The sequence below is a fragment of the Vibrio sp. H11 genome, assembly GCF_004804295.1.
GTDB lineage: Bacteria > Pseudomonadota > Gammaproteobacteria > Enterobacterales > Vibrionaceae > Vibrio > Vibrio ostreae.
Genome location: NZ_SSHN01000001.1, coordinates 339,553 through 355,298 on the forward strand (window position 1 = coordinate 339,553; position 15,746 = coordinate 355,298).

Here is a 15,746-nt window from a genome sequence, read left to right on the forward strand (position 1 = left end):
CATAAGCTATTTTTTTAAAGCGCTGATAGTCAGCGCTTTTTTATTGCCAGCTTGTCAGTGGAAATCGCGGGAACGGGTCTGTAACTGTTGCAGCTTAGGGGTGAGATCGATAAGACGTCCGGCAATGACGTGAATGACACTGCCTTCCCGCTCCAATATGCCTTTTACCATCAGCAGCTTAGCACCGATATAGGCACTTTTTTGGGCTCGTGCGGTGGCCTGCCATACCACCACATTAATATTGCCGGTGTCGTCTTCCAGAGTAAAAAAGGTCACACCAGCGGCGGTGCCCGGTGACTGACGTCCCGTGACCACACCGACCACGGTCACCAGTGACTGATGAGCCAGATCCGTCAGATCGCGCTGGCGGGTAAAGCGTCCCAGTTCTCCGGCCTGGTCAAGCAGGGTGACCGGATGCTGAGTCAGCGACAGTCCTAAAGCAGCATAATCTTCCAGCAGAGTGTCGAAATCACTCGGTTGGTGAGCCAGCGGCGGCGCTTCTTCTTCCAGGGTGGCAAACAGCGGCAGATCGCTGAGTGAGTCCATCATTGCCCAGCGTGTGGCATAGCGGTTATCGACGATAGCGTGCAGCGCATTGGCAGAAGCCAGCGCTTCAAGATCGCGCAGGCTAAGTGCACAACGTTTCAACTGCCCCGGATGATGAAAGCCCTGAGGCGGGCGCTGCTCAATCAGTGCCTGAGCGCCGGCCGCGCTGAGCCCTTTGATCTGGCGCAGACCAAGCCGTATGGCCAGTTGCTGCTGATGTTGCACGACCTGATGATCAATGGCGGAGTGGTTGACACACACCGGCAGGACACTGATGCCATGGCGGCGGGCATCCTGAATCAGCTGTGAAGCGCTGTAAAATCCCATCGGCAAACTATTGAGCAGCGCAGTGTAGAACGCTTGCGGGTAATGGTATTTCAGCCAGGCGGAACAATAGGCCAGCACAGCAAAAGACGCGGAATGACTTTCCGGAAAGCCGTATTCACCAAAACCACAAATCTGCTGATAAATCCGTTCAGCAAAGGCTTGCTGATAGCCACGTTGTCGCATGCCATCGACCAGCTTGTGTTTGAACTTGGCCAGCTCACCATTCTTCTTCCAGGACGCCATAGCACGGCGCAGTTGATCGGCTTCACCGCCGCTGAACCCGGCGGCGACCATGGCCAGTTTGATCACCTGCATCACCTGCTCCTGAAAAATCGGTACACCCATGGTGCGTGACAGTACCGCTTCAACCTCCCGGGAGGGGTAAGTGATGGGCTCAAGGCCATCGCGCCGTTTGAGAAACGGATGCACCATATCACCCTGAATCGGCCCGGGGCGAACAATCGCTATCTGGATGACCAGATCATAGAAACAGCCGGGCTTCAGGCGCGGCAGCATACTCATCTGCGCCCGAGATTCTATTTGAAATACCCCGACTGTATCAGCACGCTGAATCATGCCATAGACATTGCTGTCATCCTGCAAACGGGTGATAGCGGCAATGTTCAGACTGCGCTGGTGGTGCTCTTCTACCAGGGCAAAACATTTTCGAATCGCAGTCAGCATGCCCAGCGCCAGCACGTCGACTTTAAACAGCCCGAGACTTTCCAAATCGTCCTTATCCCACTGGATAATGGTGCGCTCCGGCATGGCGGCATTCTCGACCGGAACCAGCTCATGCAGTGGTCCGGAAGAGATAACAAAACCGCCGACATGCTGAGATAAGTGACGCGGAAAACCGATCAGCTCACTGACCAGTTCAATAAACTGCTGGCCTTTAAGTGATTGCGGCTCCAGCCCCAGCTCGGTCAGTTGTGCCTGCCAGCCAAGAGCTTTATCCCGGCGGTTAACGTTCTGGATAAAAAAATCGAGCTGCGCCTGGTTGATGCCGAGTGCTTTGCCGACATCGCGTACTGCACTTTTAAAGCGATAGGAAATGACGGTGGCCGCCAGTGCGGCCCGCTCACGGCCATATTTTTGATACAGGTACTGAATGACTTCTTCACGACGTTCATGTTCAAAATCGACATCAATATCCGGCGGCTCGTCGCGCTCTTTACTGATAAAGCGTTCAAATAACACGCTGATCTGGCGCGGGTCAACCGAGGTGATTTCCAGGCAGTAGCACACCACGGAATTGGCTGCCGAGCCACGTCCCTGATAGAGAATGCCACTGCGTTTGGCAAACATCACAATGTCATGGATGGTGAGAAAATAGTAGGGCAGGTCAAGTTCGCCAATCAGTGCCAGCTCTTTTTCAATCAGTATCTGAATGTCTTGCGGTACCCCGTCAGGAAAACGCAGTGCTTTACCGCGTTCCACCAACTGGCGTAAATAGGCCATCGGTGTGATGCCCTGCGGTACCAGTTCGCTGGGATAGTGATAGTGCAACTCGCTGAGCTGAAACTGGCAGCGCTTGGCAATCCGCACACTCTCTGCCAGCCATTCGGCGGGAAACAGCTTGCTGAGTTTATTCTGACTGCGCAGTGCACGTTCGGTATTGCTTAGTAGATGGGCCTGAACCTTGTCCAGTGGCTGGCTATGGGCAACAGCGGTCAGTACATGCTGCAGGGGCAAGCGGGTCGCGTTGTGCATCAGTACGCCGCCGCAGGCGGTCAGCGGTAGTGCCAGTTGCTGGGCTAGCTGACAACAATGAGCGAGATACTCTTGATCCTGCGGCCCCAGATGGCGCTGTACTCCTATCCATAGACGGCCGCTGTGATGGTGTGTCAGCCATTGCCCCCAGTGCGTGTCACGCTCGTGGTGGCCCGGCAACCATACCAGCAGGCAGTGGCGCGCGGACATTACATCCCATTCCGACAGTTGATAGTGGCCTTTTTCACTGCGGCGACGGGCGTTGGTTATGATGCGGCACAATTCAGTGTATGCCTCGCGATCCGGGCACAGCAATACGAAGCGGCATTCATCATTCAGGGTAAATACGCTGCCGACAATTTGCCGGATGCCAAGCTGATGTTGCTTAATCGCAGTGTGAGCACGTACTACGCCGGCCAGTGAGCATTCATCAGTGATGGCAATCGCGTCATAGCGCAGAAAATCAGCTTGCATCACCAGCTCTTCCGGATGGGACGCGCCAGCCAGAAAGGAGAAATTACTCTGACAAAACAGTTCTGCGTAAGCCATAAAACCTCTTCAATTCAAACGGGTTGTGAAATTAACTGAACTGCCCGTGCACAAACCACTGCTGTTCGGGGGTACGAAATACCCATAGCCAGCGTCCCTGAGGAGTGCGGGCAATGAAATAGTCACGAATAATGTTGTGGCCGTCCCACCATCCGGTCGCAATCCGCTCCGGACCGTGGATAAGCGAGATCGGTTCCTGTAACGGCTGCGGCTGCGGTAAACGAAGGCTCGGTCTTAAGCGGCCAGAAGCGCGATGACAGGCAGAGTTAAGGCTTTGGGGCGGGGTACTCATTGCGCTGACCGCTTGATCGGCAGGCAAGTAACGGCTGCGCAGCTCTGGACGGGGATCGTCACTTAACAGCAGTTTACACACTTGCTCTGTGCCCAGTTTGGCCTGCAGAAGGGTGATCAGTTCTGCGGAGCTCTGCTGACCCTGGCGGACGCGAAAAAAGTCACCAGGAGTTTGTTCGGCAAGGCCGGAGCGAATGACTCGCAGGCTGAGGCTAAGTACTGGCCGGGTCAGTTGCACAGATTCCATGCTCAGCCAGCACAGCCGAGACCATTTGAGCGCCTGATATTCCCCTTGCGCTGAAGTAAAGCGCACCACATCGCATGCGTCATCGCGCTGTTGCAGCATCAGTTCCAGCTCAAACGCGACCTGATTACGCAGGGTGAGAAAGGCTTCCAGTCGTTTGAGCAGGCGGCGGAGGGGCTTTTCCAGCCACTGCACATTGTCTATCTCATACAACAGATCAAGATGGGCGTGGAAGGCCTGCGGAGGATGATAAAAGCTGAGCGGGTGTTTAAAGTGGCCAAGCAGGCGCCCGACATAGTTGACCAGGTCGATATCAAAGCGGCGTGCTATCTCTTGCATGGGCAGCGCCAGCAGAGCCTGAATATTCCGAATCCCCACCCGGGCGAGTTTGTCGATCTGCTTAGCATCCAGCTCGGTGGCACTGAGGGGATAATGCTCCAGTCGCTGACGCAGCGCTTGCTCGTCGCCGCAGATCCAGTCGGCTGCACTTTTGGCGAGCAACGTCGCAGCAAGAGGAGAGAAACCGCTGGCGTAGTGATAACGCACCTGACGCTGGTCCAGATGCTGACTCAGCGCCTGCCAGTAATTATTCAGTCCGGCGTACAGCGACAGCATATTGGTCACCCGCAGCAGCAGCCCCTGCGGCGGACAGAGCACGATATCGCACGTCAGCAGATACAGCCATTGAGCCAATTCCTCAATCGCTTGCCGCTCTCTGTCCGCTTCATACGGATAGACCTGAAGCTCGCTGCATAAAGCCGCCGCGCTGCCAAGCCCCATGCCCGGTTTGATGCCCTGCTTAAGCGCGGACTGACTGGCCTGCACCACCTGATGAGCAGGTCCGTTGACGATCACCACCGGTGCGGCAGCACGCTCTGCTGCGGTTTCAGACGCAGCCGGTGCCGTATCCGCGGACATGTTCTCAGCAGTCATACTTACTGCCGTCATATTCTCTGCGCATGGGGCCTCTGCAAACATCGTATCGAGCTGCAGGTTAGGAAAATGCAGATAGATCCATAGAGTCATGGTCAGCCCTGTTTACGCAGCGGAAATGGCACCACCACTGAAGAAGGCAGCGGCAGTACGAGACGTGACCAACGCTCTGCCATCGAGAGGGTAAACGCACCGAGCGGCCAGCCGCCTCTGCGCTTCGGCACTCGTATTTCGAGTCCCTGCGGGTGGGCACTGAGGGATAGCGTCAAAGTAACCGGCAGTGAAAATAGGTTATCTTGTACCGAACGGAAGAGAAAATTCAGACAATTTCCTGTTTCGCAGGCAACCTGCAGGCGCCGGGCGTGATGCACTTCCAGTTTATCCTGCCACAGCAGAACCTGGCTGCAGGCGCCGCTTCTGGCACACTGTTCGGCTGACCATAATCCCTCTTTTTCTGATTTTGGCGTCACAATGAGTACGTTTTCGATGTTAATTCCGTCATTTCTCAGACTTTCAGCATCGACAATACCTGGCGGGTTGATCAGCACGGTCAGGCGCTCACCATGTTGCTTAAGGTAAGGATACACCAGGCGCAGTTCACCAATCCCGCTCTCGGAGTGGATATCGACAACACCATGCGCCGGGAAGCCGCCGCACAGCTTGTGGTCCAGCTCGTTGAAGCCGGTTGAATGAGTATCCGGTTCAGACTGGGTTTGCGAACCCTGCCAGAGCCAGTGTTTATTTTTGAGGTGTTCGATCAGTTCATACATAACAATTTACCTGTATATATGTACAGTATATTTTGTTGTGTTGAACATTCAAGGAAAATGTCGGCTCTGAAAAACACAAAGCCCTGCTCACAGAGCAAGGCTTTGAATTAATGAGATCTTTTGTGACTTATTTTTTCGGTTGCGCGTCAATACACTCGCCGTGTACGGCTTTGCCTTCCGGTGCCATCAGGTACAGATAGAGCGGCATAATATCGAGCGGTGTCTTCAACTGATTGGCATCTTCCGCTGGGAACGCTTTGGCACGCATACCGGTACGGGTGCCGCCCGGGTTGATGGCATTGACACGAATCCGGGTATCGCTCAGCTCATCGGCCAGTACCTGCATCATACCTTCAGTGGCAAATTTAGATATAGAATAGGTGCCCCAGTATGCACGGCCAACGTGGCCCACGGTTGAACTGGTGAATACCAGGCGGGCATCGTCTGATTTGTGCAGTAGTGGCAACAGCGCCTGGGTCATCAAAAACTGGGCTCTGACGTTGACCTGCATCACTTCATCAAAAGTCTCTTCACCAATTTGATCGAACGGGCTCAGCACCCCCAGCAGGCTGGCATTGTGCAGCACACCATCCAGACGACCAAACTGGCCTTCAATCGTATCGGCCATATCGAGATAATTCTGTTTGCTCGCGCCTTTCATATCGAGCGGAATGATGGCCGGTTGCGGGTAGCCTGCGGCTTCGATTTCATCGTAAGTCTGTTCCAGCTTTTTCACTGTGCGGCCGAGCAGGATCACGGTCGCGCCATGTGCGGCATAAGAGAGTGCCGCTTGTTTTCCGATGCCGTCACCTGCGCCGGTGACCAGAATGACTTTATCTTTGAGGGCATCTGCAGAAACTGAATAATCCACGTTACGTTTCCTTATTCTTATGATTTGCTTTAAGTCTTCGTGACAAGGTGGTTACAATACACCAATTCGCATTGAAGAGGATGAACACATTGGAATTTTTATTAGACTACGGCCTGTTTTTGGCCAAGATTGCGACTGTCGTCGTCGCTATCGTAGCAGTGTTAGTCATTGTTAAATCCAGCGGCGGAAGACAAAGCTCAGCCAAAGGTGAACTGGAAGTGACGAACCTGACCGAGCAACATAAACAAACCGTGGAGCAGCTGGAATCACATCTTCATGACGACGCCTTTCTGAAAGCCCGTCATAAAGCGGATAAGAAAAGCGAAAAGGAAAAAGCCAAAGCGCGGGGAAAAGAGATCAAAAAAGCAGCGAAAAGCGGCGAACTTGAGGCGAAACATGAGCCTCATCTGTTCGTGCTCGATTTCCATGGCAGTATTGATGCTAAAGAAGTCGCGGCGCTGCGGGAGGAAGTCACCGCAATTCTGGCGGTGGCGAAACCTGGCGATGAAGTGCTGCTGCGTTTAGAAACCGGTGGCGGTATGGTGCATGGTTACGGCCTGGCGTCATCTCAGCTGGATCGCCTTAAAGCAGCCGGCCTGCCGCTGACGATCTCGGTCGATAAAGTTGCTGCCAGCGGTGGTTACATGATGGCGTGTATTGCCGATAAAATCGTCTCTGCACCGTTTGCGATTGTCGGCTCCATCGGGGTCGTGGCTCAACTGCCAAACTTTAACAAATTGCTGAAAAAGCATGATATTGAGTTTGAACAGCTGACCGCCGGTGAGTACAAACGTACTCTGACCATGTTTGGTGAAAACACCGATAAAGCGCGTGACAAATTTAAGCAGGAGCTGGAAGAGACTCATGTACTGTTTAAAGATTTCATTCGCGAACATCGCCCGGCACTGGAACTGGATAAAGTCGCCACCGGTGAACACTGGTTTGGTACTCAGGCCAAAGAACTCGGTCTGGTCGATGAGATCACAACCTCAGACGATCTGATCGTTGAAGCGTGCAAAGACAAAACCGTACTGGCTATCCATTACGTGCAGAAGAAAAAGCTGACCGCTAAACTGGCTGGCGCAGCAGCTGAAACTGCGGACAGTGTGCTGCTGAAACTGGCAAGCCGTGGCCAGCGTCCTATCGTGTAATCAAAGTCTAATACTTATATGAAAGCGCTTCCTTGAGGCGCTTTTTTTATCGCCGCAGAACCAAAAGAAAATAAACGGGACACACACCGTTATTACAGCGTTACAAAGTTGATTGCAGGATGCCGGTTTAGCTGAGTATTACTTCTCATAACGGATGTGTGTCCCTTAAATGGATATCAGAGTTGCCTTTATCTGCTGGTATTAGTGAGTGTCGTGCCGTTCTGGCCTGATAGTCGGCAGAGTAATTGAATCAACCAACTGACTTTGGCCTCTTTTTCGCGCACTTTATGCCAATATAATTTTATCTGGAAGTCGGGGATAGTGATGGGCGGTGCACGGTAAATCAGACCGAGCGAATTACTCACAGTTTGAATATACACTTCCGGGATAGCGAGAAAATACGGGGTGTTTTTCAGCAAGTAAGGCGCACTGAGCACGCTGGGCAGTGTCATTACGACCTGGCGTTTTTTGTTTATTTTTGCCAGCGCGCTATCCACAATCCCTCGTGACTCATTCCAGGGAGTGACCAGAATGTGCGGATAGTCCAGAAAGTCTTCAATCCGCATAACTTTCTTTGTATCGGCCATTTCATGCTGGCTGTCCATCGCAATACAGTAACGACCTGTGGTCCAGACCGCGTTGCCGATGTGGGCTGATTGCTCGGCTTCGTGGTCAAATCCTAACGCCAGATCGACGTCACCGGATTCAAGTTTTTCTGCTGGTATCTGTTCATTACTTTGCACTATCCGAACACTGATATTCGGGTAGTGTCTGGCAAGATAAGCATTCAATTCAGGCAGTACACACCAGATACTGAAATCGTAGCCGGAGATAATGAATTGATGTTGCCCGTTGGCTGGTTCAAAGGGGACGGCATTATTCAGACCGGATTGCAGCAGGCTGACAGCCGGTAATACCGATTCTGCCAGCAACAGAGCGCGCTCTGTTGCCACCATCTTGCCGTTAATACGAATAAACAGCTCATCATCCAGTCGCTCACGCAGACGAGCCAGGCTATGGCTGCAGGCCGACTGGCTTAGATGAAGTTTTGTTTGACCGGCGAGGCTCTGCAGCAGTTTGCCGAGGCGTAATTAACGTTCAGATGTAACGTGTGGAACGGATAATATTTAAGGGGACACACCCCTTGTTGAGTGATATTTTGGTGTGTGTCCTGGATAGGAAACCAGAGTGTTTGCTCGTTGTCCTTTTGTTATGACTGCTTCGTGCGGCTTGGCATCTGATTAAGCAGCAAAGCCAGCAGTATCACAGCCAGTGCCAACCAGGTTGTGAGAGGCAGCATTTCATCACTGAAGATCAGGCCGAAAACAACACCAAATGACGGAACCAGATAATTTGTCATTGATGTGAACACCGCACCGGCATTTTTCACGCTGAGCATGTACAGATAATACACAACACCTGCGCACATGACTCCGAGGTAGATAACGGAAAAGACGTTAAAGACGGAGAGTTGATTGAAGTGCAAAGAAGCCAACTCAGTGGGGGCTTCAAGCAGGGTCAGAGCAGTAAGCTGCAGGCTGGCCATTATCAGAACATTCCTGGCGACCATCAGCGGGTGTTCATCGCGAACGCGGTTAAGCAGAAGCAGGGCGATGGCAAAGCAGGCAGCAGCGAGTAAAATGGCTCCCGCACTAGTAAGCGGAATGGTCTGGTCTTGTGAGGATAGCGCGGGATAAAACAACAATAATAAGCCGCCAAATCCCATGACCACACTGAGTAAACTGTACACACCTATTGTACTCCCCCTGATCAGCAGTGGCGCTAACAATAGGGTACAGAAGGGAACTGTACCCATTAATACGGCGGTCGTGGCGCTGCTCAGTTGGATCTGCCCCCAGGGAACAAGAATAAAAGGTATAACGGCTTCCAGCAGGCCAATAATGCAAAACAGCCCCCATTGTTTATTTTTGCTCTTCAGACCTGAGCACTTACACAGAATTATCAGTGTCAGCGCACCGAATAATGCTCGTAAAGTGGCTATCCACAGTGGAGAAAAGAGCGACAGTGCCTGTTGCTGAAAAATAAACTGTGAGCCCCAAATACCACCGATAATAAACAGGATTGAATAATTCCTTACCTTCATGATTTCTCCTCATCGACAGCAGGAGCACATTGGTCAGAGATCGATTTAAAGGCTGTGGCATCGACTTCAACTTTCATTCCGTCCAAAGCAAGGCGAGGTACCGGAATCACCGTACTGGCCGACAACTGATTTTGCGGCCAATATCGCTGTCCGGAAATAAAAATTAATCTGCCATTACCGGGAGCCGATATGGAGTGGCAAAAGCCGAAAGGTATCGGGTCAAACAGATTATCGGGATTAAGCCCAAAGGGCAGATTAGATTTCATAGGGTAACCTTTTATGATGATTAAAAATAAGATTGGCCAAGTATAAAAGTTCAAGTTAACTTGAGGTCAATAAAGGATGTTGAATTGGCGTTGGCTTGTGACAAAAAAGGTAAATACAAACTATCTGACTATCGGTCAGCTCGCTGAGCGCAGCGGGGTTGCGACCTCGGCACTGCGTTTTTATGAAGCTAAAGGTCTGATTGTTTCGATTCGGACGGAGGGGAATCAGCGCCGCTATTTGTTATCGATGCTGCGCCGTATTGCTTTGATTCAGGTCGCGCAGGCAGTCGGCTTTACTCTGGAAGAGATCACGCAAGAACTGCGTGGATTGCCGCTACACAAAGCTGCAACGAAGCGGGATTGGGAGCGGGTAGCTAAAAAATGGCAAGCGGACTTAGACCGTAAAATGGCTCAAATACAATCTTTAAGAGCGAATCTGACCGGCTGCATCGGTTGCGGGTGCCTGAGTATGAAAAAATGTCATCTGTTGAATCCGGAAGATAAACTCAGCCAGCAAGGAAAGGGTGCCCAACGAATCGGAATGGAGTAACGAGAACAGGTGAATTTTTAGCTCACTCGGGCTAAATCGACAGGACGCCCGCGAGTGTCCTGTCGCATCATATTGCTGTTGCCAAGAGACGGTTTAGTTTGCTGCCTGTAACTCGGATGAGTTTTGATAAGGCGGGTAGTCAACATCGCCCTTTGTATCATCGGCGGTGAGCGGTTAAATCGCTCTGGCAATCGGGCGTTTGACCTGGCGCTCGGTAGCATAGATATAAGTGGCCAGCGCAAACAACGTTATGCTCAGGGCAGCGATCAGCCAGAAGACATCCAGCAGACTGCCGGTGTTTTCATTGACGATGCCGGCCAGCAGATTACCCAGCGCGCCACCCATGCCGAACGTGACCATACCGATGCCGTTGATCTGCATGGTTGACTTGGAGCTGTAGCGGCGGCTTATCCAGCCGGAAACGACGCCCCAGACCGGGAAATACATCAGGCCGTAGCCAAAGCCTGCCACCATAACGAATTTGGCGGGGTTGTAGGTGAAGGCGATAAGTCCCAGGGCAAAAGCGCCGAAAATCAGTAATAGCGCGAGGCTGTGACCACGTTTATCAGCCAGTTTACCGATAAAGAAGCCTGCCACCATGCCAGTAAATCCGATCACACTCCAAGTATAGCCTCCCAATGCCGAAGGTAGATTAAGCTGGGCCAGGAACGTATTCAGCCAAGTTGAAAAGGTCATGGTTGAGCAACCGACCAAAAACAGCATCAGACAGGAGAGGAAAGCAGTGCGTTCACGCAGTACGATGGAAAACAGCTCGCGGGTGCTGAGTGCTTTGGTCACTTTGATATTGTCCAGGTGCGGTTGACTGCGGAGATGTTTGAGCAGGTACATGGTGGCTATCAGCGTTACCAGCCCCATCACAGAGGCGACAATCCAGCCACTGCGCCAGCCCAGAACCGGTACAACCAGTAAAATGATGAGGCCGTTCAGGCTGCAGCCCCAAGCTGTGCCGCTGGCGGACACGGAAAGGTTGGTTGCGGTGCGTTTTTCTTCACCATAGCTGGTGGTCAGCTCAACAATGCCTCCCCAGCTCATAGCGGCGCTGGCGGCTAACACGGTCAGTACGCCAATCATAACCAGCGGATCGTTGAGCCAGGCCATAGTAAACAGCAAGACAGTGGTCAGTGAACCGGTAGCTAACAGTAAACGGCCGGAATCGATGCGATGCCCGATCACACCGAGAGCCATGGCGCCGGACAAATAAGAGATTTGGGTCAGAGCCCCTGCCGCGGCAAGGTACCAGCTGCTGATCTCAATTGAGGATTGCATCATCGGCATCATGGCCGCAAACAGAAACAATCCAAAGCCGTGACTGATAACCTGGTTAAAACCAAATGTCATTGCCATGCGCATCGTAATCCTCCTTGTCCAAGGTACTTTGGCCTCAACTGATTACCATCTAACCAGGAAAAGTCACTGAACCTAAAATGTTAAAAATTAACAATCCAGCTACAAAATAGCGATGGCGCTATACTATGGGCTTGCGTTTATTCGGTAAATCGATAAATATTCAATTCTACGTTCGGATTTATTGAAAACTCAGCCATGCATGACTTACCTATTAATCTGCTGCGTACTTTTATGATGGTGGCAGACACTCTGAATCTTACCGAGGCGGCCAGGTTATTACACAAGGCTCCGTCTACGGTGAGTATGCAACTCAACCGCCTGGAAGACCTGGTGGCGAATCCGCTGATGGAGCGCGGCCAGCACGGCGTGCGCCTGACGGCGGCAGGAATGCAGCTCAAAACCCATGCCCAGCAATTGCTTAACCTGCACGATCAAATTGTCGGCTCTTTCCTTAACATGGATATTGACGGGGTAGTGCGACTGGGAACGCATGATCAGTATGCCAGCCAGACACTGGCCCCGATTCTGCAGGATTTTATCCTCAGTTATCCGGAAGCGGAGCTGGAAGCGTTTTGCGACTATCGTCCCGATCATCTGGTTGACTTACTGGATAAAGGCAAGCTCGATATCGCGTTAGTCGAAATGCTGGCCGGAACCCAAGGCGGAACCCGGCTGCGGCGCGATGAATTAGTCTGGATTGGTTCGAAAGATCACTTCGTCCATACCCATGCAGTGCTGCCGCTGGTGGTGTTTTATGAGGGGTGTCAGCATCGTCAATATGCCTGCTCTGCGCTGGAAAAAGCCAGGATGCCTTATCGCATAGCGTTTACCAGTCAAAGCCGATCCGGAGTTCTGGCGGCGGTACGTGCCGGAGTCGGGATTGCCGTGATGCCTTATCATACTCTGGAGGACGATCTGGTTATTTTAAGCGACCTGCCGGAGCTGCCGGATATGGAAGTAACCCTGTTCACATCTCCCAAAGTCAATGAAGCCACCCGGCGCCTGGAACAGATCATTATTAACAGCCCGGTGTTTAACCCGGCGGTGGTGGAAGTTGGTTAGTCGCTGGCTGAGCAGTCAAAGAGGAAGAAAAAACCATGCGCACTTCAGATAGACATCGGATTTTTATGCAAAGAGCGTTAGACATCTCACAACTGGCATTACCTCAATGCAGGCCCAATCCTCCGGTAGGCTGTGTTCTAGTCAGGAATGGCGAAATTGTTGCTGAAGGGTTTACTCAGGTTGTTGGTGACAATCACGCAGAAGTTGAGGCTCTCAATCAACTGAGGGGCAGTCGTGAAGGCGTAACGGCTTATGTCACCCTGGAGCCATGTTCGTTTGTTGGCAGAACACCGGCTTGTGCGATGACTCTGGTGAATAGTGGAATTCGGCACATTGTGGTTGCGATGTTAGATCCGGACCCGCGAAATAATGGCGCGGGTATTAAGGTGCTGAAAAATGCTGGGCTTAATGTAGAGGTTGGCATGTGCGGTGAAGAGGTCAGTGCTTTCTTGTTGCCTTATTTAGGACATTCTTAACGGTCTTTTTTTGTACTCATTGCCAGCAGCAAACCACCCAGTACACCAGCCAGGTGCGCCTCGGTTGCCACCCGGGCCTGGATCAGCGCTTCAGTGCCGAGTGAGCTGCCGTAGCACTGCTCCCAGATCACTTTGGCTAGCACGCCGGCAACCAGCAGCCAACTGCTGCGCCGCCCCTGCCTGGCTTCTTGCAGGGCAAAACAGGCAAACAATCCGTGCAGGGTGCCGGACAGACCGACGTATGAACTCATGTCGGTCATTAATAGCGCAATACCGACCCAGAGACTGATAAGCACAAGAGCGGACAGCAACAGCCGAACGGTGGGCTTGAAGATATAGCTGATGAGCCATAACCCGGCCAGATTCATCGCCAGATGAGCAAAGTTGGTATGGGTGAAGTTTCCTGTTAGGATGCGCCACCATTGGCCGTGTTGAATGGCACTTAACTGCCAGGCTGCGGCAGAAGAAAGCGGTTCGAACTGCAGTCCGGCACAGACCATACTGATTATTACTAGCCACAGGTATAAATTCACACTATGTCCCGTTATTGTTCCCGGTGCGGTAAAGCACATAAAGCCTGTATCTGCGCTGCGATAGTGCCGATCGATTCACAGGTGGAGCTTATCATTCTTCAGCACCCGACAGAAGAACATCGCGCTATGGGGACTGCACGTATCCTCAGTCTGTCGCTGGCGAACTGCCGCTTGTTGGTCGGCGAAGATTTCCGTCAACATGAGGAACTGAATCGCCTGCTGGCAGAGAGCAGCGTGCAGCATTTTGTGTTGTATCCGAGCGAGCAGTCACAATCGAGTGCGCAGCTTAAGTTACAAGCTGAGCGGCCGATCCGGGTGATTGTATTGGATGGTACCTGGAAAAAAGCCTTTAAGATGTGGCAGGTGAATACCCAGCTTCATCACTTACCCGCCTTGCATCTGCCCAAAGATCTCAAGGGCAACTACCGGATTCGCAAAGCGCCGAGTGAGAATGCACTATCAACGGTGGAAGCTGGCTATCACTTACTGCAGACTCTTCAGCCTGAACAGGATTTTTCGCCGCTGATGGCTGCATTTGACACCATGATCAATTATCAGATTCAGCAAATGCCACCCGGTGTGTTTGAGCGTAATTACCTCAATAAGGAAGAATAAGGGGCATAGATGCCCCTTGTCTTCGTTAAGTAGTCAGATTCAGTAATTAACGTGGGCCGAAAACAGCTGCTGATGCAGCCGCTGGGCATAACCATCGGTCATAGCGGCAATATAATCGCAGATGACCCGCATTCCATCTTCCGAGGCATGCTCCGCGGTGCGCCATTTCTCCTGGGTTGCATCCGGCAACAAGCGTTCCGGATCGGCGGCCAGTGCTTCAAACAAGTCCATTATGATCTGTTGGCCTTTATATTCAAAACGCTGCACTTGCGGCACTTGGATCACGTACTGACTGACAAAGCTTTTCAGTACTTCCAGCGCGTTATGCATGTTCGGCTCCAGATAGGCGTTAAAGGCCAGCAGATCGCTGTTGAACGCCGTATCAACCGGCTGGACGCTGACACTGGTTAGCAGGGCATTAACGATGCCGCCAATGGCATCTTTACGCACATGATGCTGGCCGGAAAACAGCATGCGGCTCAATGCTTCAATATGCTCAGCAAACCACTCATCACCGCACACGGCTAACTGGCTGGCCGCGGCCTGTTGCCACTGGGTCTGCGTGACCATACCGAGCACAATCGCATCTTCCAGATCGTGCACCCCGTAAGCGATGTCATCGGCCAGCTCCATAATTGAGCAATCGAGGGATTTAAAACGTGTCTTCTGGTGCTGATAAGGCGAGCGGGTTTCTGCCCGCATCTCGCTCAGCAGCTGACGATCATGGGTGCTAAGCGGCGCCAGTACCCAATCCAGTACTGCACTGTCACAGTTGTAGACACCTTTGGCCGGTGCCCAGTCTTTGGCTTTCAGCTGACGCTGGTGCGGGACTGATTCGGGCAGTTTTTCCGCCCGGGTGCGGCTGAGCAGCGCCGGGTATTTAAGCAGGCCGAGCAGGGTACGGCGTGACAGGTTCATGCCGTGATGCTCGGTATAGGGTTCGAGACAGGTGACGATACGAAACGTCTGCGCATTGCCCTCAAAACCGCCGTGCTCACGCATCATGTAGTTGAGTGCGATTTCACCGCCATGGCCGTAGGGCGGATGGCCGATATCATGCGCCAGGCACAGCGAGTCAATCAGGCTGTCTGACGGTAGCAAATGACGGAACTGGGGCTGCTTGAGTTTTATCTGCGCGACAATACCGGTTCCGATTTGCGCGGCCTCTAACGAATGGGTCAGCCGGGTGCGGTGGAAGTCGTTCAAACTGGTGCCGTGCACCTGGGTTTTGGCCTGTAAGCGGCGAAACGCGGCCGAGTGAAGAATTCGGGCCCGGTCACGCTGATATGGACTCCGGTGATCATTGCGACGAATCTTATGCTCGTCGTTGTTACGTTCTTGCCAGTCTGAACTGATGGTTACCTGCATGGATGGCTC

General features: G+C 52.4%; 15 protein-coding genes. 5 read left to right on the plus strand and 10 right to left on the minus strand.

The genetic code is table 11. The annotated features are described in order from the left end of the window. Positions 1 to 54: 54 nt before the first annotated feature. The 4 genes from E6C74_RS01725 to E6C74_RS01740 all read right to left on the minus strand — a co-directional run bounded on the left by E6C74_RS01725 (position 55) and on the right by E6C74_RS01740 (position 6,244). Positions 55 to 3,135 carry an error-prone DNA polymerase gene (locus E6C74_RS01725; protein ID WP_136482765.1) on the minus strand — a complete coding sequence of 1,027 codons (3,081 nt, stop codon included), beginning with the start codon at positions 3,133 to 3,135 and terminating at the stop codon, positions 55 to 57. Between the two features lie 31 nt (positions 3,136 to 3,166). Continuing rightward, positions 3,167 to 4,696: a DNA polymerase Y family protein gene (locus E6C74_RS01730; protein ID WP_136482767.1), complete on the minus strand. Its 1,530-nt coding sequence runs from the start codon at positions 4,694 to 4,696 to the stop codon at positions 3,167 to 3,169. 2 nt (positions 4,697 to 4,698) lie between these two features. Next, positions 4,699 to 5,373: a translesion DNA synthesis-associated protein ImuA gene (gene imuA / locus E6C74_RS01735; RefSeq protein WP_136482769.1), complete on the minus strand. Its 675-nt coding sequence runs from the start codon at positions 5,371 to 5,373 to the stop codon at positions 4,699 to 4,701. Between the two features lie 127 nt (positions 5,374 to 5,500). Then, positions 5,501 to 6,244, minus strand: coding sequence for a YciK family oxidoreductase (locus tag E6C74_RS01740; RefSeq protein ID WP_136482771.1), 744 nt, complete (start codon positions 6,242 to 6,244; stop codon positions 5,501 to 5,503). A gap of 89 nt (positions 6,245 to 6,333) precedes the next feature. On the opposite strand from E6C74_RS01740, the gene sohB reads away from it, so the two are divergent. After that, complete coding sequence (gene sohB, locus E6C74_RS01745; RefSeq protein WP_136482773.1) at positions 6,334 to 7,395, plus strand: protease SohB; 1,062 nt, start codon at positions 6,334 to 6,336, stop codon at positions 7,393 to 7,395. A gap of 188 nt (positions 7,396 to 7,583) precedes the next feature. Here sohB and E6C74_RS01750 read toward each other — a convergent pair whose 3' ends face one another. The 3 genes from E6C74_RS01750 to E6C74_RS01760 all read right to left on the minus strand — a co-directional run bounded on the left by E6C74_RS01750 (position 7,584) and on the right by E6C74_RS01760 (position 9,765). Further along, positions 7,584 to 8,471 carry a LysR family transcriptional regulator gene (locus tag E6C74_RS01750; protein ID WP_136482775.1) on the minus strand — a complete coding sequence of 296 codons (888 nt, stop codon included), beginning with the start codon at positions 8,469 to 8,471 and terminating at the stop codon, positions 7,584 to 7,586. A gap of 134 nt (positions 8,472 to 8,605) precedes the next feature. After that, the gene (locus E6C74_RS01755; protein ID WP_136482777.1) at positions 8,606 to 9,499 is read right to left on the minus strand and encodes a DMT family transporter; all 894 of its coding nucleotides are present in this window, start codon (positions 9,497 to 9,499) and stop codon (positions 8,606 to 8,608) included. Further along, positions 9,496 to 9,765 (minus strand): hypothetical protein, encoded by a 270-nt coding sequence (locus E6C74_RS01760; RefSeq protein ID WP_136482779.1) that lies wholly within the window; start codon positions 9,763 to 9,765, stop codon positions 9,496 to 9,498. The genes E6C74_RS01755 and E6C74_RS01760 overlap by 4 nt, the downstream gene beginning before the upstream one ends. 97 nt (positions 9,766 to 9,862) lie before the next feature. Here E6C74_RS01760 and soxR point away from each other — a divergent pair, with 97 nt between their 5' ends. Further along, positions 9,863 to 10,315, plus strand: a complete 453-nt coding sequence (soxR, locus tag E6C74_RS01765; protein ID WP_240798103.1) for a redox-sensitive transcriptional activator SoxR — start codon at positions 9,863 to 9,865, stop codon at positions 10,313 to 10,315. A gap of 174 nt (positions 10,316 to 10,489) precedes the next feature. Here soxR and E6C74_RS01770 read toward each other — a convergent pair whose 3' ends face one another. Continuing rightward, positions 10,490 to 11,686, minus strand: coding sequence for an MFS transporter (locus tag E6C74_RS01770; RefSeq protein WP_136482783.1), 1,197 nt, complete (start codon positions 11,684 to 11,686; stop codon positions 10,490 to 10,492). Positions 11,687 to 11,878: 192 nt separating this feature from the next. On the opposite strand from E6C74_RS01770, the gene E6C74_RS01775 reads away from it, so the two are divergent. Both E6C74_RS01775 and E6C74_RS01780 read left to right on the plus strand, forming a co-directional pair. After that, on the plus strand, positions 11,879 to 12,745 hold the full coding sequence (locus tag E6C74_RS01775; RefSeq protein WP_136482785.1) for a LysR substrate-binding domain-containing protein: 867 nt from the start codon (positions 11,879 to 11,881) through the stop codon (positions 12,743 to 12,745). Positions 12,746 to 12,780: 35 nt separating this feature from the next. Beyond that, positions 12,781 to 13,221, plus strand: coding sequence for a bifunctional diaminohydroxyphosphoribosylaminopyrimidine deaminase/5-amino-6-(5-phosphoribosylamino)uracil reductase RibD (locus tag E6C74_RS01780; protein WP_136482787.1), 441 nt, complete (start codon positions 12,781 to 12,783; stop codon positions 13,219 to 13,221). Here the strand turns inward: E6C74_RS01780 and rrtA are convergent. Continuing rightward, positions 13,218 to 13,754: a rhombosortase gene (rrtA, locus tag E6C74_RS01785; protein ID WP_136482789.1), complete on the minus strand. Its 537-nt coding sequence runs from the start codon at positions 13,752 to 13,754 to the stop codon at positions 13,218 to 13,220. The genes E6C74_RS01780 and rrtA overlap by 4 nt on opposite strands. A 3-nt stretch (positions 13,755 to 13,757) precedes the next feature. Here rrtA and E6C74_RS01790 point away from each other — a divergent pair, with 3 nt between their 5' ends. Beyond that, a complete protein-coding gene (locus E6C74_RS01790) occupies positions 13,758 to 14,369 on the plus strand; it encodes a DTW domain-containing protein (protein ID WP_136482791.1) in 612 nt (203 codons plus the stop codon). Positions 14,370 to 14,408: 39 nt separating this feature from the next. Here E6C74_RS01790 and E6C74_RS01795 read toward each other — a convergent pair whose 3' ends face one another. Further along, the gene (locus E6C74_RS01795) at positions 14,409 to 15,737 is read right to left on the minus strand and encodes an anti-phage deoxyguanosine triphosphatase (protein ID WP_136482793.1); all 1,329 of its coding nucleotides are present in this window, start codon (positions 15,735 to 15,737) and stop codon (positions 14,409 to 14,411) included. Positions 15,738 to 15,746: the final 9 nt, after the last annotated feature.